The organism is Kitasatospora sp. NPDC005748, assembly GCF_040630735.1.
GTDB lineage: Bacteria > Actinomycetota > Actinomycetes > Streptomycetales > Streptomycetaceae > Kitasatospora.
In genome coordinates this window covers 1-19,669 of record NZ_JBEXYD010000007.1, presented here as the reverse complement: position 1 = coordinate 19,669, position 19,669 = coordinate 1, and the positions used below count along the sequence as shown (strand labels likewise).

Genomic DNA, 19,669 nt, shown 5'->3' with positions numbered 1-19,669 from the left:
CAACAGTGCCCGGCTCACGATCATGACAGCATGGTTCCCGATAGGCCGGGGGCCATCATCGCACCCGGAGCAGCTGTGGAGGAGACATCGGTGGCACTGCGCCTGGGACCACGGGAATTCGGTGACGACGAGCTGGTGATCATGGCCATCGTCAACCGCACTCCGGACTCGTTCTTCGACAAGGGCGCCACCTTCGCGGACGAGGCCGCGTTCGCCGCCGCCGACCGCGCGATGGCCGAGGGCGCCGCGATCCTGGACATCGGCGGGGTGAAGGCCGGACCGGGCGACGAGGTGACCGTCGAGGAGGAACTGCGGCGCACCGTGCCGTTCGTGGCGGAGCTGCGCAAGCGCCACCCGGAGGCCGTGATCAGCGTGGACACCTGGCGCCACGAGGTCGGCGAGGCGGTCTGCGAGGTGGGTGCGGACCTGCTCAACGACGCCTGGGGCGGGGTCGATCCGAAGCTGGCCGAGGTGGCCGCCCGGTACGACGCCGGCCTGGTCTGCACCCACGCGGGCGGCGCCGAACCGCGGACCCGGCCGCACCGCACCGGCTACCCGGACGTGATGGCGGACATCCTGCGGGTGACGGTCGGCCTGGCCGAGCGGGCGGTGGAGCTGGGCGTGCGGCGGGACGCGGTGGTCATCGACCCGGGGCACGACTTCGGGAAGAACACCCGGCACTCGCTGGAGGCGACCCGCCGGCTGCCGGAGATGACCGCGACCGGCTTCCCGGTGCTGGTCTCGCTCTCCAACAAGGACTTCGTCGGCGAGACCCTGGACCGGCCGGTGAACGAGCGGCTGCTCGGCACGCTGGCGACCACGGCGGTCTCGGCCTGGCTGGGCGCCCGGATCTACCGGGCGCACCAGGTGGCCGAGACCCGGCAGGTGCTGGACATGGTCGCCTCGATCCGGGGCACCCGCCCCCCGGCGGTCGCCCGCCGGGGGCTGGCGTAGGGCGCCCCCTCCTTCGGCTCCCCCGGCCCTCAGATCTCGTTCGCCGGGCGGCGGGCGTCGGCGAGGATCTTCATGACCTCGTCGATGTCGTCGGTGATGTGGAACAGCTCCAGGTCGTGCGGGGCCGCCTTGCCCTGCGCGACCAGGGTGTTCTTCAGCCACTCGTAGAGGCCGCCCCAGTACTCGCTGCCGAAGAGGATCACCGGGAACCGGGTGACCTTCTTCGTCTGCACCAGGGTCAGCGCCTCGAACATCTCGTCCAGCGTGCCGAGGCCGCCGGGCAGCACCACGAAGCCCTGCGCGTACTTCACGAACATCGTCTTGCGGACGAAGAAGTAGCGGAAGTTCAGCCCGAGGTCGACGAACTCGTTGAGCCCCTGCTCGAAGGGCAGCTCGATGCCGAGGCCCACGCTCAGGCCGCCGGCGTCCGAGGCGCCGCGGTTGGCCGCCTCCATCGCGCCCGGGCCGCCGCCGGTGATCACCGCGTAGCCGGCCTCCGCCAGCGCCCGGCCGATCGCCACGCCCGCCGCGTACTCGGGGGAGTCGACCGGCGTCCGGGCGGATCCGAAGACGCTGATCGCGGCCGGGAGTTCGGCCAGCGCGCCGAAGCCCTCGACGAACTCCGAGGTGATCCGCAGCACCCGCCAGGGGTCGGTGTGCAGCCAGTCCGTCGGGCCGGTGGTGTCCAGCAGGCGCTGGTCCGTCGTGCTGGTGCCGACCTGGTCCCGGCGCACCAGCACCGGGCCCTTCTGCTTCTCGGGCCACGCCTTCTTCGGGCGCGGCTCGCCCACCTGCTCGGGCCCGTGTCCGTAGTGCTTCTCGTCTCCAGTGCCTGTCATGACGAAACCCTACGCCCGACGATCCCGGTTTTCAGGCAACGGTGAGAGGTCGGTTGGGCGACCGGAAGATGGCGTTCGACGACGGACCTGCTGGTCCGGGCGGCCGCGCCGGCCGGCGGCGGACCGTCCGGCCGGCCGCGGCGGCTCAGTCGGTCAGCCAGGCGCGCAGTCGCTCCTCGGTCTCGGCGATCGCGGCGAGCGAGCAGTACTCGTCCCGCTTGTGCGCCATGTTCGGGTCGCCCGGGCCGTAGTTGACCGCCGGGATGCCGAAGGCGCTGAACCGGGCGACGTCGGTCCAGCCGAACTTGGCCCGGGCGACGCCGCCGGTGGCGGCCAGGAAGGCCCGGGCGGCCGGCTGGTCGAGCCCGGGGAGGGCGCCGGGGGCGGAGTCGGTGACGGTCACCTCGAAGCCGTCGAAGACCTCGCGCAGGTGCTTCTCGGCCTCCGCCTCGCTACGGTCCGGCGCGAAGCGGAAGTTGACCGTCACCACGCACTCGTCGGGGATGACGTTGCCGGCCACGCCGCCGTCGATCCGGACGGCGTTCAGGCCCTCGCGGTACTCCAGGCCGTCGATCTCCACCCGGCGCGGCTCGTACCCGGCGAGCCGGCCGAGCACCTCGGCGGCGTGGTGGATCGCGTTGTCGCCGAGCCAGCCGCGGGCCGCGTGGGCGCGCACCCCGGTCAGCCGGACCTGGATCCGCATGGTGCCCTGGCAACCGCCCTCGACGGCGGCCCCGCTGGGCTCCATCAGCACGGCGAAGTCGGCGGCCAGCCAGTCCGGGTGCCGGGCGGCGAGGTGGCCGAGGCCGTTGCGGTGGGCCTCCACCTCCTCGCAGTCGTAGAAGACGAAGGTGAGGTCCCGGTTGGGCTCGGCCAGGGTGGCGGCCAGCCGGAGCTGGACGGCCACCCCGGACTTCATGTCGGAGGTGCCGCACCCGTAGAGCAGGTCGCCCTCGACGTAGGAGGGCACGTTGTCGGCGATCGGCACGGTGTCCAGGTGGCCGGCGAGCAGCACGCGCTCGGCGCGGCCCAGGCCGGTACGGGCCACCACGTTGTTGCCGTACCGGTCCACGGTCAGGTGCGGGTAGGCCCGCAGCGCCGCCTCGACGGCGTCGGCGAGCGCCTGCTCGTCGCCGCTGACCGAGGGGAAGTCGACGAGCCGGGCGGTCAGCGCACCGCCGTCGAGGGTGAGGTCCAGGGGCGTCTCAGAGCTGCTCATGGTCCTTCAGCCTAGTCGTGGGCGACCGGCCGCCCCGTGCGACTGATCGCAACCGGTGGCGCCGCACATCCGTCCGAGTGGGTACGGTGTGCGATCAGGAACAGCGTGGAGAGGGGCGGCGGTGGCCAGGAAGAGGCGCGGCGAGCAGGGCGGCGACACGGCGCCCCGACGGCGGCGCAGGCCGTTGCGCGCGGTGCTGGTCGTCCTGCTGGCGCTCGTGGTGGTCGCGGTCGGCCTGTACTGGCTGCGCGACACCAAGCTGACGCCCGAGGGCTGCACGGTCAAGACGGCCTCGGGCGAGGGCACCCTGGAGATCCCGCAGGCGGCCAACGCCGCGACGATCGCCGCCGTGGCGCACTCGCGCGGACTGCCGGACCGCGCGGTGACCATCTCGCTGGCCACCGCGATGCAGGAGTCCAAGATCCGCAACCTGGCGGGCGGCGACCGGGACTCGGTCGGCCTCTTCCAGCAGCGTCCCTCGCAGGGCTGGGGCACCGTGGAGCAGATCATGGACCCGGTCTACGCGACCAACAAGTTCCTGGACGGCCTGGTCAAGGTCCCCGGCTACACCCGGCTGCCGCTGACCGACGCGGCCCAGCAGGTGCAGAAGAGCGGCTACCCGCAGGCCTACGCCAAGCACGAGACCAAGGCGACGCTGCTCGCCTCGGCGCTGACCGGCCGCGAGGCGGGCGCGCTGAACTGCGTGGTGCACGACTTCGCCGCGCCCGAGCCGGAGCCGGACGACACCGCGCCGACCGCCACCGGCTCCCCCGCGGCCCCGGCCGCCGCGGCCCCGCTGCCCGACCGGGTGCAGGTGCTGAGCGACCGGGTGCGCCGCGAGTTCGGCCGGACGGTGACGCCGGCGGCCGGCTACACCTCGACCGTCAAGGGCGCCGAGCAGGCCGTCTCGCTGACCCCGGACCCGGCGGCGAGCACCGACGCCGGCCCGGACGCCGAGCGGCAGAACGGCTGGGAGGTGGCGCACTGGGCGGTGACGCAGGCCCAGCAGCTGGGCATCGAGACGATCGCCTACGACGGGAAGGTCTGGCGCAAGTCCAAGTCCGAGGGCGGCTGGAAGCCCCAGCCGACGGGCACCTCGACCAAGCTGGTGCTGGTCTCGCTCGCCCCGGTCGGGAAGTCCTGAGCGGAAGGCCGCCGGAGCGGCTCCGAACGGCCGCTCCGGCGGGCTGACGCACTGGTGTCCGGGTTGCCGCCGAAGGAGTGATTCCGGTCAACCCAGGTGGACGGGCGGCCGGCGCCGGAGCCCGACCCGAAGAACCGTCACTCCCCTTGGCCTGCCCCGCCCGCACGCCCGCGGCCGGGCCGTTCGCCGCCCCCCAGCACCGGTCCTACGATCCGATCGTCGGTAAGGCCGTTTCCTTGCACCGGCCGAAACCTTCTGGCTTCTGAAGCGGTAAGAACGTCGTCCGCCCGGCGGACAGGACGGACCCAAGACCCTTTCGAGGAGCCCCATGTCTCACTCCCTCACGCGCCGGATCGCCCAGGCCGCACTGCTCGTGGCGGCCGGCGCGACCCCGCTCGTCGCGGCCGGCACCGCGTCCGCCGCCGACGCGCTGCTGCCCAAGTCCGACCTGGCGGCGCCGCTCGGCCAGCTGACCAACACCGACGCGGGATCCACCCTGCAGCACACCACCCACGAGCTGGGCCAGGCCGCCGGGGACACCGGCGCCGCCACCGTCGCCGCGGGCGTCCCGGCGACCGCCGACGCCACCGGCAACATCGTCGCCCACCAGCTGCCCGAGGCGAACGAGAAGGCCAGCTCGCTGACCGCCCCGGTGGACAAGACCGCCGCCACCACCGGCCAGCTCTCCGGCATCACCCCGAAGGTCGCCGCCGCACTGGCCGGCAAGCTCGGCGAGGCCGTCAACGGCGGCCCGGGCGCGACCGGCCGCAGCGCGGCCGCCGGCGCCAACCCGGTCGGCGGGCTCTCGCAGACCGCCGCCCTGACCCAGGGCCTGCCGGGCGCCGGTGCGCTCGCCGGCGCCGTCCCCGGGACCAACGCCGTGACCGACGCGCTCCCGCTCGGCGCCCTGGGCCGCGCGCTGCCGGCCGAGGTCCCCGGCACGGACGTGCTCGGCCTGGCCGAGCACGGCTCGGCCAACCGCCTCGGCGGCGCCGACCTCGGCCCGAACTCCCCGCTGGCCGGTCTCAGCCCGATCACCGGCCTGCTCGGCGGGATCGGCGGCGGTGGCCTCGGCGGCCTGCCGATCGGCTGATCCGGCGCCACCCGGCGCGCCCCGCACAGCACCGAAGGGGGCCGGTGTCCCGTCCTGGACACCGGCCCCCTTCGCCGCGCTCGGGCTCCGCGGGTCAGCCGCGCAGCCGCTCCACGGCCGCCGCGACCCGCTCGTCGGTCGCGGTGAACGCGACCCGGACGAACCGCTCGCCGGCCGGCCCGTAGAAGTCGCCGGGCGCCACCAGGATGCCCAGCCCGGCCAGTTCGGCCACCGTCTCCCAGCACGGCCGGTCCTGGGTCGCCCACAGGTACAGGCTCGCCTCCGAGTGCTCCACCCGGAAGCCGTACGCCTCCAGCGCCGCGCGCAGGGCCGCCCGGCGGGCGGCGTAGCGCCCGCGCTGCTCGGCCACGTGCGCGTCGTCGGCGAGCGCCGCGACGACCGCCGCCTGGACCGGGGCCGGGACGATCATCCCGCCGTGCTTGCGCACCCCCAGCAGCTCCTTGACCACCACCGGGTCGCCCGCCACGAAGGAGGCGCGGTACCCCGCCAGGTTGGAGCGCTTGGACAGCGAGTGGACGGCCAGCAGGCCCTCGTGCTGCGTCCCGTCGTCGGCGGCGCCGCAGACGTCCGGGTGCAGCACGGAGGCCGGGTCGGCCTCCCAGCCCAGCTCCAGATAGCACTCGTCGCTGACCAGCAGCGCCCGGTGCTCCCGGGCCCACTCGACCGCGCGGCGCAGCTCGTCCGCGCCGAGCACCCGGCCGGTCGGGTTGGAGGGCGAGTTGACCCAGAGCAGGCGGACCCGCGAACCGTCCAGCTCGTCCACCGAGTCGTACTCGACCGGCTCCGCGCCGCAGAGCCGCGCGCCGACCTCGTAGGTCGGGTAGGCCAGCCGCGGGTAGGCCACCTGGTCACCGGGGCCGAGGCCGAGCTGGGTCGGCAGCCAGGCCACCAGCTCCTTGGAGCCGACCGTGGGCAGGACGGCCTGCGGGCCGATCTCGGCGCCGACCCGGCGGCGCAGCCATCCGGCGATCGCCTCGCGCAGCTCCAGCGGGCCCCAGACGGTCGGGTAGCCGGGCGTGTCGGTGGCCGCGGCCAGCGCCTTCTGGATCACCTCGGGAACCGGGTCGACCGGGGTGCCCACCGAGAAGTCGCAGAGCCCGCCGGGGTGGGCCAGCGCCGTCTTCTTGTACGGCTCCAGCTTGTCCCAGGGGAAGACCGGCAGGAGATCGGAAACGCGGCGCGCCGCCCCCGGGTGGCCCGGGAACGGCGCGTGCGTGCTGTTCTTGGTACTCACAGCTCAGTTGCCACCGATCGTTCAGTGCTCGTCGGTGTTCTGCGGCGGCAGAGCGGCGATGAAGGGGTGGTCGCGCTCGATCAGGCCGAGCTTAGAGGCGCCACCGGGCGAACCGAGGTCGTCGAAGAACTCGACGTTCGCCTTGTAGTAGTCCTTCCACTCCTCCGGAGTGTCGTCCTCGTAGAAGATCGCCTCGACCGGGCAGACCGGCTCGCAAGCGCCGCAGTCGACACACTCATCCGGGTGGATGTAGAGCGATCGCTCGCCCTCGTAGATGCAGTCAACCGGGCACTCTTCGATGCAGGCCTTGTCCTTGACGTCGACACAAGGCTGCGCGATGACGTAGGTCACGCTGTCGTTCCTCCTCGGAAGGGCTCGGCGGCCCATTCTGTTTGCTCGCGTGCGCGGGTGAGCGCGGCGTCGTCGATGCCCGCCCCTAGTATCGCGGGTCGGAGACCGCAAATGCACAGGAGGTGCCCAGATGGCGGCTGGCGGGCCGGTCCAGGACCGTCCGGAGGTCCGGATAGATCGCTCTGACGTGGGACTACGGGTGTCAGTTCGGCGTGTCGCGGAGTTCGTGGACGACAGGCCGGTATTCCGCGATGTGATCGGTGTGCTCACATCCTGGGACGATCATGAGCTTACCGTCGCCCCGCGGCGCGGCGCTCCGGTCACCTTCGCGGAGAAGCTGCTGGTCGCCGGCAAGGTGGTGCCGCTCTTCCCGGCCCGGCGGGCCGCGCTGCCCGTCGCCCCGCCGGAGGAGCTCCAGCGGATCGCCGCGCGCGGCTGGCCCGCCGTCGAGCAGGAGCCGCTCGGCGGGTGGACGCTGCGGGCGTCCGCCGGCTTCACCCGGCGGGCCAACTCGGTCCAGACCCTCGGCGACCCCGGCCTGCCCCTGGACGAGGCGCTCGCGACCGTCCGGCGGTGGTACGCGGCGCGCGGCCTGCCGGCCTGGGTGGAGGTCAGCACGCCCGGCTCGCCCGAGGACCTGCGCGGCGAGCTGGACCGGCTGGGCGCGGCATACTCGCCGACGCTGGTACGGATCGCCCCGCTGGCCCCGCTGGCCCGGCTCGGCTCCGGCCACCGGCGCGTGCGGCTCGCCCGGACGGCCGGCGCCGAGTGGATGTCGCTGTACCGGCGGGTCACCGGCGACCCGGCGGTGGAGGAGGCGGCGCGGCAGGTGATCCACGGCGGCCCGTCGGTCTGGTTCGCCACCGCGCCGGGCGCGCCCGGGCAGCCGCCGCTGGCCATCGGACGCTGCGTCATCGACGGCCCGTGGGCCTGCTTCGGCGCGATCGAGGTCGCCCCGTACGCCCGGCGTGCGGGCCTGGCCACCACGCTGATGGCGGTGCTCGCCGCCCGGGCCGCCGAGGAGGGCGCGACCGGTGCCCACCTCCAGGTCGAGGCAGAGAACGATGGTGCGATCGCGCTCTATGACGGACTTGGCTTCACGACCAGTCACACTTACCACTACGCCCGCCTGCCCCAGGGGTAGCGCGGTCGTGGCGCCACGTCCGTCCGCCCCACCCGCCCGTCGGCCCGGCCGCCGGTGCCACCCGTCAGTTCCGTTCCGCCTGTCCGTCCGCCCGCATGAAAGCCGTCGCAGCCACCGTGACCGAGCAGAGCCGAGCACGCTTCCGGACCGAGGCCCGGGCCGAGCACCCCGATCCGGTGCTGCTCTGCCTGCTCGCGGCCGCCGAACACAGCCCCGTCCCGGACCCGGACGACCCCCGGGACCCGCCCACCCTGGAGGCCCTGTTGGCCGCCTGCGAGGCGGCCCTGGAGCGGCACGCCGCCGCCGTCCGGCTCGCCGTCGCCGAGCGGGCCCCGGCCGGGCCGGAGGAGACGGCCGCGCTGCTGGCCGCCGTGCTCGGCGGGCGGGAGCGGTTCCACGGGCGGCAGTCCGACTACCGGCGGCTGGAGTCCTCGCTGCTGCCCGACGTGCTGCGGCGCCGGCGCGGCCTGCCGATCATGCTCGCGCTGGTCTGGACGGCGGTCGGCCGGCGGGCCGGCGTGCCGGTGCACGGGATCGCGCTGCCGGGCCACTTCATCGTCGCGGTCGGCGGCCCGGACGGCGGGGACGACTACGTCCTGGCCGACCCGTTCCACGGCGGGCGGCTGCTCGACCTGGAGGACGCGGCCGGCCTGGTCCGGGCCGCCGGCCACCCGTTCTCGCCCGAACTGCTCACCCCGGCCCAGCCGCTGGACACCGTGCTGCGGGTGCTCGGCAACATCCGCGCCTGGGCCGCCGAGCGCCCCGAGCACGCCCGCACCCAGCTCTGGGCCACCGAACTCTCCCTACTGCTGCCCCGGCACCCGGCCCAGCTCCGGCTGGAGCGGGCGGAACTGCTGGTGCGGACCGGCGACTTCCTCGGCGGCTCGGCCGAGATGGACGCCTACGCCGAGATCCTGGACGCCTTCGACCCGGACACCGCGGCGAAGGTCCGCCTGGAGGCCCGGGCGGCCCGGCACCGGCTCAACTGACCGCCGCCGGGCCGCGCCCCGTCCGTCCGGCCCGCGCCGGGCCTACAGCCAGCCCTTCTCGCGGGCGATCCGGACCGCCTCGGTGCGGTTGCGGGCCTCGGTCTTCTGGATCGCCATCGAGAGGTAGTTGCGCACCGTCCCCTCGGAGAGGTGCAGCCGGCGGGCGATCTCGGCGTTCACGGCGCCGTCCGCGGCGGCCGCGAGCACGTCCCGCTCGCGCGCCGTCAGCGGGTTCGCCCCCTCGGCGAGCGCGGCGGCGGCCAGCACCGGGTCGATCACCCGCTCGCCGCGCAGCACCCGGCGGATCGCCTCCGCCAGCTCGGCCGCCGGGGCGTCCTTGACCAGGAAGGCGTCCGCCCCCGACTCCATCGCCCGCCGCAGGTAGCCGGGGCGGCCGAAGGTGGTCGCGATCACGACCCTGGTCTGCGGCCGCAGCCGGCGCAGCTCCGCCGCGGCCTCGATCCCGGTCATGCCGGGCATCTCGATGTCCAGCACCGCGACCTGCACGTCGTGGGCGACCGCCGCGTCCACCACCTCGTCGCCACGCCCCACCTGGGCCACCACGTCGATGTCCCCCTCCAGCCCGAGCAGCGCGGCCAGCGCCTCCCGGACCATCCCCTGATCCTCCGCCAGCAGCACGCGGACGGACGGGGCACCGTCGTTTCGCATCTCACTCATGCCGACGACCTTAGGCCCGCGCCCCTACACGACGGAGACCGAGCGCAGCGGGACCAGCGCGCGCAGCCGGAACCCCCGGCCGCGGTCGCCCGGGCCGGTCTCCAGCCGGCCGCCGACCAGCGCCAGCCGCTCCTCCAGCCCGGAGAGCCCGTTGCCCGGCCCGGACTTGCCCGGCCCGGCCCCGTTGTCGCAGACCTCCAGGACGGCGTACCGCTCGCCGCCGCCCTCCCACGTCTCGTCCGCCCGCACCGTGCAGACCGTGGCCCCCTCGCCGTGCCGGACGATGTTGGTGACCGCCTCGCGCAGCGCCCAGGCCAGCGCGCCGGCCTCCTCGTTGGCCAGCCCGGGCCAGGCGTCCACCAGCTCCGGCGCCGCCTCCAGGCTGACCTGCGCGGCCGCCAGCGCCGTCCGGGCGGCGGCGAGTTCGACCGGCAGGGTGGGCCGGCGGAAGCCGGTCACCGCCTCCCGGACGTCGATCAGCGACTGCCGGGCCACCTTCTCGATGTCGGCGACCTGCGCCCGCGCGGCCTCCTCCTTGCCACCGTCCATGAAGCGCCCGGCCAGCTCGCTCTTCAGCGTGATCAGCGACAGCGAGTGCCCGAGCAGGTCGTGCAGGTCCCGGGCCATCCGCAGCCGCTCCTCCGAGGCGGCGAGGTGGGCGACGGCGGCCCGTGCCTCGCGCAGCTCCCGCATGGTCGCGACCAGGCGCTGCAGCCCGGTCATGGCGGCCCCGGAGAGGAAGGCGGTGAGCGCGATGGTGGGGATGTCCCCGTGGTCGGCACGGCTGAGCAGCCCGACCACGACGGTCAGCCCGGCCATCGCGGCGACCCCGGCGAGCGCGAAGCGCACCGGCGCGATGATCGCCACGGCGACCGAGGCGTAGGTGAAGAGCGTGAGCCACGCGGTGCCGAGGCCGAAGGAGGTGACGACCGCCGTCACGATCATCGCCGCGACCACCACCCGGCAGGCCAGCGGCCGCATGCCGGCCATCGAACGGAACACCACCAGGCTGACGTAGCAGCCGACGAACGCCACCAGGGCGATCCAGCCGGCCACCGTCGCCGCGGGCGAGTGCCCGTCCTTGAGCAGGTCGCCCACCGGGTAGAGCAGGTAGACCATCCAGAGCAGCATCCAGCTGACCTTGACCAGCAGCTGCCGCCGGTTCTCCACGGTGGCGCCGGGGACGTTCATGAAGGACACCGGCCCCGCCTCCGGCTCGTCGGTGCGGTGGGTGCGGGGCGTGTCGGACATGGTGGCCATCATGCCCGCCGGGTGTCCCGGCGGTACAGCACGGCCGCGGCCGCGGTGAAGACCACCAGGAAGCCGGCCAGACCGCCGACCGCGACCAGGTCCAGCGACTGTCCGGGCCGGGTGAAGCCGGCCAGCCGGTTGTACAGGTAGACCGGGTTGACCTGGGCGATCGTCCGCAGCGTGCCGGTCACCGGGAACCACGTCCCGCCGAACAGCGCCATCACCATGTAGGTGATCATCACGACGGTCTGCACCGAGTCCGCCCCCGCCGCGTAGCCGAGCGCCACCCCGAGCGCCGCGAAGACGAAGCTGCCCAGCCAGAGCGCCACGGCCAGGCCGGCCCACTCGGCGGCCCCCATCCGCACGCCCTGGGCGGCCCCGACCCCGAAGACCACCAGGATCGCGGGCAGCGTCGTGACCGCGCCGGCGGCGATCTTGGCGACGGTGTACGCCCGGCCGGGCAGCGCCGTCAGCCGCAGCTGGCGCACCCAGCCGCTCCTGCGCTCCAGCGAGATCCGCTGCGCGCTGCCGGTGAGCACCGCGCCGACCGCGCCGAAGGTGGCCATCGAGACCATGAAGTAGGTCTTCACCGGCAGGCCGCCGGCCACCTGGTCGGTGCCGTAGGCGTGGATGAAGAAGAAGTACATCAGCGCCGGGTAGAGCACCGTGAAGAGCACGTACCGCTTGTTGCGCAGGGTGCGCGTGATCTCCAGCCGGATCAGCGTGGTCATCGGGCGGCCTCCGTCGCGAACTCGGTGGTGTCGGCGGTGTCCTGCTCGCCGGTGATGGTCAGGAAGGCCTGCTCCAGGCCCAGGCCGGTCACCTCCAGCCCGCGCGGGTACAGACCCGCCCGGTAGAGCCCGGCGACGCCCGCGTCGGCGTCCGCCGTCCGGATCCGGACGGTCCGCACCCCCGGGACCCGGCCGCTGACGTCCAGGGCCAGCACCCCCGGCAGGCGACGCAGCGCCGCCTCCTCGAACGGGCCGTCCACGTCGTGCAGCTCGAAGGTGATCCGGCGGGCCCCGGCCTTCGCCTTGATCTCGGCGGACGTACCGTCCGCGATCAGCCGGCCCCGGTGCAGCACGAGGACGCGGTCGGCGATCGAGTCCGCCTCCTCCAGGTAGTGGGTGGCGAACAGCACCGTGCGCCCGGCGTCGGCCTGTGCCCGCATGCTCGCCCAGAACGACCGGCGGACCGAGACGTCCATGCCGGTGGTGGGCTCGTCCAGCACGATCAGGTCATTGGCCCCGGCGATCGCCAGCGCGAAGCGCACCCGCTGCTCCTGGCCGCCGGAGAGCCTGTCGACCCGCCGCTCGGCCAGCTCGGTGATCCCGGCGTCGACGAGCACCTCCCGGACGGCCCGGCCGCGCGGGTGGACGTCGCAGGCCAGCCCGACCAGCTCGCGGACCTTGACGTCCGCCATCAGCCCGCCGCTCTGCAGCATCGCGCCGACCCGGCCGGCCGCGATCGCGGCGCGCGGGGCGCCCCCGAACAGCGTGACGCTGCCGCGGTCCGGCTCGCGCAGGCCGAGCAGCAGGTCGAGGCTGCTGGACTTGCCGGCGCCGTTCGGGCCGAGCAGCGCGACGGTCTCGCCCGGCCGCAGCACGAGGTCGAGCCCGTCCACCGCCCGCACCCGTCCGTAGCTCTTGCCCACGCCCCGGAAGGCGGCCACCTCGGTACCCATCGACCCGGTCCTCTCCCCTGCTGGTGTCGTTCGCACCAGCTCAGAGTCCCGCGCGGCCCCGGCCCGGCGGCAGTGGCCGCCGTCGTGCCTTCGGCATGACGGATGTCATGCCGGTGGCCGGTACCCGTGTCACGGGTACCGGCCACCGAAGCCGCAGGTCGCGCGCCGTCTGTCAGTGCCGGGGCCGGCGTCCCCACCGGGGCCGGGCCCGTCGACCCCGTGCGGGCACCCGCGACCGGGGGGAGCGGAGGGCGCCCCGGCACCGCTCGTCCGCGGGCCCTGGCCCTGACGGCCCCCCTCCGCTGAACCTCGCAGCCGCCCGCCTCAGAGGCCGAGCGACTTCTTCACGAAGTCGACCTGGAGCAGCAGCAGGTTCTCCGCGACCTCCTCCTGCGGGGTCATGTGCGTCACCCCCGAGAGCGGCAGCACGGTGTGCGGCCGGCCGGCCGCGAGCAGGGCCGAGGAGAGCCGCAGGGTGTGCGCGGCCACCACGTTGTCGTCCGCCAGACCGTGGATGATCATCAGCGGGCGCTCCAGCCCGGCCGCGTGGCCGGTCAGCGAGTTGGCCGCGTAGACCTCGGGCCGCTCGGCGGGGTGGCCCAGGTAGCGCTCGGTGTAGTGGGTGTCGTACAGCTCCCACTCGGTCACCGGGGCGCCGGCCACGGCCACGTGGAAGACGTCCGGGCGGCGCAGCACGGCGAGCGCCGCGAGGTAGCCGCCGTACGACCAGCCGCGGATGGCGACCCGGCCGAGGTCCAGCGGGAACTCCTCGGCGAGCGCCCGCACCGCGTCCACCTGGTCGTCCAGGGTCGCGCCGGCGAAGTCGAAGGCGATCGACTTCTCCCAGGCCGGCCCGCGCCCGGGGGTGCCGCGCCCGTCGGCGACGACCACCGCGAAGCCCTGGTCGGCGAACCACTGCGAGTTGAGGTGCGGGTTGTGCGCCTGGACGACGCGCTGCCCGTGCGGGCCGCCGTACGGGTCCATCAGGACGGGCAGCAGGCCGTCCCGCTCGCGGTCGTAGCCGGTGGGCAGGAAGACCGCGGCGGGGATGCGGCGCTCGCCCGCGAAGCGGAACACCGGGCGCGCGGTGAGCACCGGCGTCTCGGCGTAGGACGCGACGGTGGCGACCACGTCGACCACCACGCCCTCCGGGAGGTCCCGGGCGACCTGCACCAGCGTGCCCGGCAGGTCGGGCTCGGCGGTGGCCCGCACGGTGATGCCGGCCGCGTGCACCGCCGACGTGACCGAGGTGAACGGCCGGTCGTTGGCGGCCTCCCAGGAGAGCCGCTTGCCGTCGTGGCTGATCCGGCCGACCGCGATCCAGCCCGGCTCGGGGTCGGTCTCGCCGGCGCCGCCGGAGGCGGTGAAGAAGACCTCCTCGGCCGTCACCGCCACCACCGAGCGCACCAGCAGGTCGGCGCCGGTGACGGTCTGGTCGCCGATCACCAGCGCCCGCACGCCGTCCTCGCCCGCGCCGTCGGAGATCCGGACCAGCTTGCCGTCCGGCGTCCAGGCGGGCACGCCCTGGAAGAGCTCCAGCCAGGCGTCGTCGTGTTCCTCGAACAGCACCTCGGTGGCGCCGGTCTCGACGTCCACCCCGAGGATGCGCTGGCTGCGCTGGTCGCGGGCCTGGACGAGCAGCAGTGGCACGCCGCCCGCCGACCAGTGCACCCGGGCCAGGTACGGGAAGGCCGCGTCGTCCCAGCGGACCTCCGTCCGGTCGCCGTCCAGGCCGATCAGCCAGAGCCCGACGCCGGCGTTGGCGGTGCCGGCCGCGGGGTAGGCGATCTCGGCGGGCTCGGTGCCCGGGTTGGCCGGGTCGGCGATCCACCAGCGGCGCACCGGGGTGTCGTCGGCCCGCTCGACCAGCAGCCGGTCGCTCTGCGGCGACCACCAGAAGCCGCGGTCGCGGCTCATCTCCTCCTGGGCGATGAACTCGGCCTGGCCCCATGTCACGCCCGGGCCGTCGGGCTGCGCGAGGGCCCGGTCGGCCGTCCCGTCGGCGCGGGTGAGCCGCAGCTCGCCGGCGGTGTTGGCGTAGGCGACGTGGACGCCGTCCGGGGCGAGGCGGGGGTCGACCACCGGGCCCTCGGCGGGCAGTTCGACGGTGCCGCCGGCGACCAGGTCGGCCGTGAAGAGGCGGCCGGAGAGGGCGAAGGCGGCCAGCGCGCCGGCGCCGTCGAGGGAGTAGCCGACGATGCCGGCCGAGCCCTCGCGGCTGCGCTCGCGGCGGGCCTTCTCGGCCGGGGAGAGGTCCTCCTCGCCGCCGCCGAGCAGGGCGACCGGATCGGCCGCGATCCGCTCCTCGCCGGTGGCGGTGTCGAGGGTCCAGAGGCGGTTGGCCCGGTCGCCGGCGCGGGGGGTCTCCCCGGCCGAGGGGCGGGGCAGGGAGCGCAGGAAGACGACCCGGGAGCCGTCGGATGCGACGGAGAAGGACCGGGGGGCGCCGACGGTGTAGCGCAGGGTGCGCGCGTACTGCCGCGGGAAGGTGTCCGCAGGGGTGTGGGAGGTCATGGCACCAGACCCTATGACGTTCCCCCGCCCCCACCCGGAGGATTTTGATCACTCGTTCGGAGCATCGTCGACCGGGACCCCCGAACGGGGTCCACACCCCTTCCGACCGGCCCATGCGCCCCATTTGTGCCACCATGCCCCGGCGCGTGCAGCCTCACTGAACGTAATGCGCCCCTCACACATCGGGTATGACTGGTTCAACGAGTGATCGTCAGGCCCCGTCCCGGGCCCCGGTCGCCCGACCGCAAGTCCCGCACGGTCCCGACCGCCGCCCTCCCCGAGGGGGTGGCGCACCCGAGAAGGGGTGTGAGCCGACATGGCTTTGTCCATCTCCGCAGCCATGCTGATGCTGGTCATCGTGGTGGTGCTGATCCGCCGCTCCGGCCTGAAGCTCGGGCACGCGATCGTCTGCGCGCTGCTCGGCTTCTACCTGGCGTCCAGCTCCATCGCGCCGTCGATCAGCCAGGTCACCAGCAACCTCGCCGGAATGATCAACGGCCTGAAGCTCTGACCCCCCGCACGCGGTCGTTAGGCTTCCTCCCATGACCGCGACTACCGGCCGCCGCCTGCTCCTGGTGCACGCCCACCCCGACGACGAGTCGATCGGCAACGGCGCCACGATGGCCAGGTACGCCGCCGAGGGCGCCCTGGTCACCCTGGTGACCTGCACCCTCGGCGAGGGCGGCGAGGTGATCCCGCCGGAGCTGGCCCACCTGACGGCGGATCGGGACGACACCCTCGGCCCCCACCGGATCGGCGAGCTGACCGACGCCATGCGCGCCGTCGGCGTCGCCGATTTCCGCTTCCTCGGCGGCCCCGGCCGCTACCGCGACTCGGGGATGATGGGCGTCCCCGACAACGACGTGCCCGGCTGCTTCTGGCGGGCGGACGTGGACGAGGCGGCCGGCCACCTGGTCGCGGTGGTCCGCGAGGTGCGGCCGCAGGTCCTGGTCACCTACGACGAGGACGGCGGCTACGGGCACCCGGACCACATCCAGGCGCACCGGGTGGCGATGCGCGCGTACGAACTGGCCGCCGACCCGGCGTACCGGCCCGACCTGGGCCCGGCCTGGCGGATCGCCAAGGTGTACTGGAACCGGATGCCCCGGTCGGTGATCGAACGGGGGCTGGCCGAGACGGCCGCCAAGGCGCCGTCGCCCGGCGTCGCGAGCCCCTCCGACGTACCCGGCGTGGTGGACGACGCCGTGGTCACCACCGTGCTGGACGGCGCCGCGTACGCCGACCGCAAGGCGGCCGCGATGGCCGCCCACGCCACCCAGATCACCGTGCACGGCGACTGGTTCACGCTCTCCAACGACCTCGGCCAGCCGCTGGTCGCCACCGAGTACTACCAGCTGGTCCGCGGCCGGGCCGGACGGCCGCTGCCGGAGGACGACCTCTTCGCCGGCCTGGACAGCACCTTCGAGGAGAGTGCCCGATGACCGAGCCCGCCACCCCGCAGGCCCGTCGCCGCTCGATCCCGGCGGCCGTCCTCGGCACCCGCGCCGAGCGGCTGGCCGAGCCGCAGCCCCCGCGGATCGGGCGGATCGCGGCCTATGTCCTGTTCTTCCTGCTGGGCGTCGCGGTCTCGGTCTGCGGAGCATTTGTGCAGGCCTTGTGGCCGCCCGTGGGAGTCCTGCTGGCGCTCGCCGCCACCGGCGCCACGTTCTACGCGGGCCTGCGGGTGACCGGCACCCGGCTCGGCGCCGCGCTGCCGGCGGCCGGCTGGTTCCTGGCGCTGCTGCTGGTGATGGTCCCCCGGCCCGAGGGCGACAACGTGCTCTGGACCAACGCCACGTCGCTCGCCTGGCTGTTCGCGGGCTCGATCCTGGGCGTGATCTGCGCCACCCTGCCGACCCGGACGAGCTGGTTCCCCGGAGTGCCCGGCCCGCCGCGCTGACCGCCCCGGCGGCCCGCGTACGGTACCGCGTACGACGCGCAGTCAGGACCACACAGCCGTACTCTCATACCGGAGGAACCGGACGTATCAGGTTCTATCCGAACCGGTTCACCGGTCAGTTCTTCCCAGTATGGTGGTGCCGCAGAACGCCCGTACCCCACCGCCGCCCGCCAGGCCCGGCGACCACGAACCGCGGTCGCGCCGCACGGCCCGCCCGCGAACCCGGAGCAGAGCAGCATTGAGCAGCCGCGAATCTGACAACGCCCACCCGACGCCTCGGCGGACGGGCCCGGACGCCTACCCGTCGGGCACCCCGCCCTACGGCACACCGGGTTTCCCCGGCGGCGACCGCGCGGGTGCCGGTGCCGCCCCGGGCTCCGCGTCGGCCGGGGAGGACGAAGCCCCCAAGACGGAGACCACGCTGACCACGCGGGTCCGGATCAACATCCCGGGCTCGCGCCCGATCCCGCCCGTGGTGGTCCGCAGCACCGTCAAGAACGAGGACGGCCAGGGCGAGGAGGCCCCGCCGACCGCCGCCGAGCCGGCCGGACCCCGGCACCGCTCCGCCGCGTCCGCCTCCCCCGTCCTCGGGGTGATGGACGGCGGCGCGCGGACGGCCACCCCGCCGAACCTGCCGCCGGAGTGGGAGATCCCGCCCGCGACCTCCGAATCGGAGTCCACCGGCGCGTGGTTCCGGCCGCGCCAGAAGAAGGGCCCGGCGGAGCCCGCCGCCGTCCCGGCCGGCGCCGCGGACGCCCCGGCCGACCCCTTCGCGCCGGGCCCCGCGCCCGCCCCCGGCACCGAGGCCCGCCCGAACGGCGCCCGGCCCAAGGCCGCCCGCCCCGCCCGGACCGCGGGCCCGGACACGGCCCGCCCGAACGGCCGGGCGGTACCGGCGCAGGCCGCCGCCCCGCGCCCGACCGGCGCACCCGCCTCGCCGTTCGGCACCGGTGCTGGCCCGGACGCCCCGGCGGACGAGGCCGGCGTCTACGAGGACGCCCCGGCGGACCCGTTCGCCACCGGCCCCGGCGCCGACCCCTTCGGCCCGGGCCCCGGCGCGGACCCGTTCGCGGCCCGCCGCGCTCCGCAGGGCCAGGGCCACCCGATGGCCGGCCCGGCCGACGCGGCGAACCCGGAGGACACCTCGGTGGACGGCTTCGCGCCGATCCGCGAGGAGACCCTCCCGCCCGCCGCCATATCCGGCCTGCCCGGCGGCACGGCCCAGCACGGCCTCCCGCCGAACGGCTCCCCGCAGAACGGCCTGTTCGCCTCGGCCCCGGCCGGCGCCGATCCGTTCGCCGCCCAGCGCCCCCAGGCCGGCGCGGAGCCGTACGGCACCGCCGCCCCCGGCGGCCTCTTCCCCGGCGTTCCCGGCGTCTCCGGCGCCCAGCCGACGGCCCCGGCCGACCCGCAGGCCGGTCGGCCGGGCGGCCCCGGCAGCGCCGCCCCCGGCCGGCCCTACCCCGGCGGCCCGGAGGCCGAGGCCGGTACCGCTCCCGCCCGGAAGCAGCCGGCGCCCGCCGCGCCGCAGGCCCCCAAGGCGGCCACCGGCAAGGCCCGGCCGAGCCGCGGCAAGAAGCTCGTCAAGCTCGGCGTCTACGGCGTCGCGGGCGTGCTCTTCCTCGGCGCCGCCGCGTACGGCACCGGCCTGATGCTGAACCAGTCCGACATCCCCAAGGGCACCGTGGTGCTCGGCACGGACATCGGCGGCAGCAACCGCGACCAGGCGATCCACCAGCTCGACGAGACGGTCGGCAAGGCCGGCCAGCAGCCGGTCAAGCTGAGGATCGGCGACCAGGCGATGGACCTCGACCCGACCGTCGCCGGGTTGAGCTTCGACACCACGGCCACCGTGGACCGGCTCACCCAGCACTCCTACAGCCCGGTCGACGTGATCACCTCGCTGAAGGGCGACGAGAAGGCCGTGCCGCCGGAGGTCAAGGTGGACCGGGCCAAGCTCAAGGCCGCCCTGGAGGGGCTGGCCGCCGGGTCCGGGCAGGGCCTCCAGGAGGGCTACGTCAGGTTCGGCGACGCCGGCGAGCCGGTCGTGGTGCCCGGCAGGGCCGGCCAGGCGGTCGACGCCGCGTCCGCCGTGGACCAGGTCGAGCAGGCCTACCGCGACCGCGCCACCGGCAAGGCCGAGCAGCCGGTCGCCCTCACCGTGACGGCCGCCCAGCCCAAGGTCTCCCCGCAGGCCCTGCAGGCCGCCGCGGACAGCCTCGGCAAGTCCGCGGTCAACGGGAAGATCCACATCACGGCCGGCACCAAGACCTGGGACTTCGGCCCGAAGACCGCCCCCAAGACGCTCACCCTGGTGCCCGACGCCGCCGGCAAGATCGTGCCCAAGTGGGACCTGGACGCGCTCGCCGGCCAGTTGGGCACGGTGTTCGACAAGCTGAAGATCAAGAAGAACGGCCAGACCGCCGCGATCACCCCGCAGGACGTCGCCGACGCCATCACCTCGGTGCTGGACAAGACCGGCGACAAGGAGCGCACGGTCAAGTTCACCGTCGCCTGAGCGGAGCCTCCCACCGCCCGGGCCGGCCCACCGGCACCGGGCGCACGGCGAGTGGACGAACGACCGAGGGGCGGGGGCGGGGGCCGGGGCCCCCCCCCCCCCCCCACCCCCCCCCCCCCCCCCCAGGGGACCCGGG

At 74.9% G+C, this 19,669-nt stretch carries 18 protein-coding genes; 9 read left to right on the top strand and 9 right to left on the bottom strand.

Annotation, left to right across the window (positions count from 1 at the left end; all coding sequences use genetic code 11):
- Positions 1–141: 141 nt before the first annotated feature.
- Positions 142–954 (top strand): dihydropteroate synthase, encoded by an 813-nt coding sequence (gene folP / locus ABZ495_RS07950; RefSeq protein WP_329492232.1) that lies wholly within the window; start codon positions 142–144, stop codon positions 952–954.
- A gap of 29 nt (positions 955–983) precedes the next feature.
- Here the strand turns inward: folP and ABZ495_RS07945 are convergent, their stop codons facing one another.
- Positions 984–1,793 (bottom strand): TIGR00730 family Rossman fold protein, encoded by an 810-nt coding sequence (locus tag ABZ495_RS07945; RefSeq protein WP_329489467.1) that lies wholly within the window; start codon positions 1,791–1,793, stop codon positions 984–986.
- A 145-nt stretch (positions 1,794–1,938) separates the two neighbouring features.
- Entirely contained in the window at positions 1,939–3,012 is a 1,074-nt protein-coding gene (dapE, locus tag ABZ495_RS07940) for a succinyl-diaminopimelate desuccinylase (protein WP_352295883.1), read from the bottom strand.
- Positions 3,013–3,133: 121 nt separating this feature from the next.
- On the opposite strand from dapE, the gene ABZ495_RS07935 reads away from it, so the two are divergent.
- Positions 3,134–4,156, top strand: a complete 1,023-nt coding sequence (locus ABZ495_RS07935) for a hypothetical protein (RefSeq protein ID WP_359834936.1) — start codon at positions 3,134–3,136, stop codon at positions 4,154–4,156.
- A 328-nt stretch (positions 4,157–4,484) separates the two neighbouring features.
- A complete protein-coding gene (locus ABZ495_RS07930) occupies positions 4,485–5,249 on the top strand; it encodes a hypothetical protein (RefSeq protein WP_359803290.1) in 765 nt (254 codons plus the stop codon).
- Positions 5,250–5,343: 94 nt separating this feature from the next.
- On the opposite strand, the gene dapC is transcribed toward ABZ495_RS07930, so the two are convergent.
- Positions 5,344–6,504 (bottom strand): succinyldiaminopimelate transaminase, encoded by a 1,161-nt coding sequence (gene dapC / locus ABZ495_RS07925; RefSeq protein ID WP_329489463.1) that lies wholly within the window; start codon positions 6,502–6,504, stop codon positions 5,344–5,346.
- Between the two features lie 21 nt (positions 6,505–6,525).
- The gene (gene fdxA, locus ABZ495_RS07920; protein WP_329489462.1) at positions 6,526–6,855 is read right to left on the bottom strand and encodes a ferredoxin; all 330 of its coding nucleotides are present in this window, start codon (positions 6,853–6,855) and stop codon (positions 6,526–6,528) included.
- Positions 6,856–7,117: 262 nt separating this feature from the next.
- Here fdxA and ABZ495_RS07915 point away from each other — a divergent pair, with 262 nt between their 5' ends.
- Complete coding sequence (locus tag ABZ495_RS07915) at positions 7,118–7,999, top strand: GNAT family N-acetyltransferase (protein ID WP_359803292.1); 882 nt, start codon at positions 7,118–7,120, stop codon at positions 7,997–7,999.
- A 95-nt stretch (positions 8,000–8,094) separates the two neighbouring features.
- Positions 8,095–8,988, top strand: coding sequence for a transglutaminase-like domain-containing protein (locus ABZ495_RS07910; RefSeq protein WP_352295895.1), 894 nt, complete (start codon positions 8,095–8,097; stop codon positions 8,986–8,988).
- A 42-nt stretch (positions 8,989–9,030) separates the two neighbouring features.
- On the opposite strand, the gene ABZ495_RS07905 is transcribed toward ABZ495_RS07910, so the two are convergent.
- From ABZ495_RS07905 to ABZ495_RS07885, 5 genes are all read right to left on the bottom strand, one after another.
- On the bottom strand, positions 9,031–9,666 hold the full coding sequence (locus ABZ495_RS07905) for a response regulator transcription factor (RefSeq protein ID WP_329489459.1): 636 nt from the start codon (positions 9,664–9,666) through the stop codon (positions 9,031–9,033).
- Positions 9,667–9,690: 24 nt separating this feature from the next.
- Positions 9,691–10,917, bottom strand: a complete 1,227-nt coding sequence (locus ABZ495_RS07900) for a histidine kinase (protein ID WP_359803294.1) — start codon at positions 10,915–10,917, stop codon at positions 9,691–9,693.
- A gap of 8 nt (positions 10,918–10,925) precedes the next feature.
- Entirely contained in the window at positions 10,926–11,648 is a 723-nt protein-coding gene (locus tag ABZ495_RS07895; protein WP_359803296.1) for an ABC transporter permease, read from the bottom strand.
- A complete protein-coding gene (locus ABZ495_RS07890) occupies positions 11,645–12,601 on the bottom strand; it encodes an ABC transporter ATP-binding protein (protein WP_359803298.1) in 957 nt (318 codons plus the stop codon). Before ABZ495_RS07890 ends, ABZ495_RS07895 begins: the two co-directional genes overlap by 4 nt.
- Positions 12,602–12,925: 324 nt before the next feature.
- The gene (locus ABZ495_RS07885; RefSeq protein ID WP_359834934.1) at positions 12,926–15,115 is read right to left on the bottom strand and encodes a prolyl oligopeptidase family serine peptidase; all 2,190 of its coding nucleotides are present in this window, start codon (positions 15,113–15,115) and stop codon (positions 12,926–12,928) included.
- A gap of 316 nt (positions 15,116–15,431) precedes the next feature.
- Between ABZ495_RS07885 and ABZ495_RS07880 the strand changes: the two genes are divergently transcribed.
- The 4 genes from ABZ495_RS07880 (at position 15,432) to ABZ495_RS07865 (ending at position 19,533) form a co-directional block, all read left to right on the top strand.
- Complete coding sequence (locus ABZ495_RS07880; protein ID WP_045939028.1) at positions 15,432–15,626, top strand: DUF2304 family protein; 195 nt, start codon at positions 15,432–15,434, stop codon at positions 15,624–15,626.
- 31 nt (positions 15,627–15,657) lie between these two features.
- Positions 15,658–16,557, top strand: a complete 900-nt coding sequence (mshB, locus tag ABZ495_RS07875; RefSeq protein ID WP_359834932.1) for an N-acetyl-1-D-myo-inositol-2-amino-2-deoxy-alpha-D-glucopyranoside deacetylase — start codon at positions 15,658–15,660, stop codon at positions 16,555–16,557.
- The gene (locus tag ABZ495_RS07870) at positions 16,554–17,015 is read left to right on the top strand and encodes a DUF6113 family protein (protein ID WP_329489453.1); all 462 of its coding nucleotides are present in this window, start codon (positions 16,554–16,556) and stop codon (positions 17,013–17,015) included. The genes mshB and ABZ495_RS07870 overlap by 4 nt, the downstream gene beginning before the upstream one ends.
- 238 nt (positions 17,016–17,253) lie before the next feature.
- Positions 17,254–19,533: a peptidoglycan binding domain-containing protein gene (locus tag ABZ495_RS07865; RefSeq protein ID WP_359834930.1), complete on the top strand. Its 2,280-nt coding sequence runs from the start codon at positions 17,254–17,256 to the stop codon at positions 19,531–19,533.
- Positions 19,534–19,669: the final 136 nt, after the last annotated feature.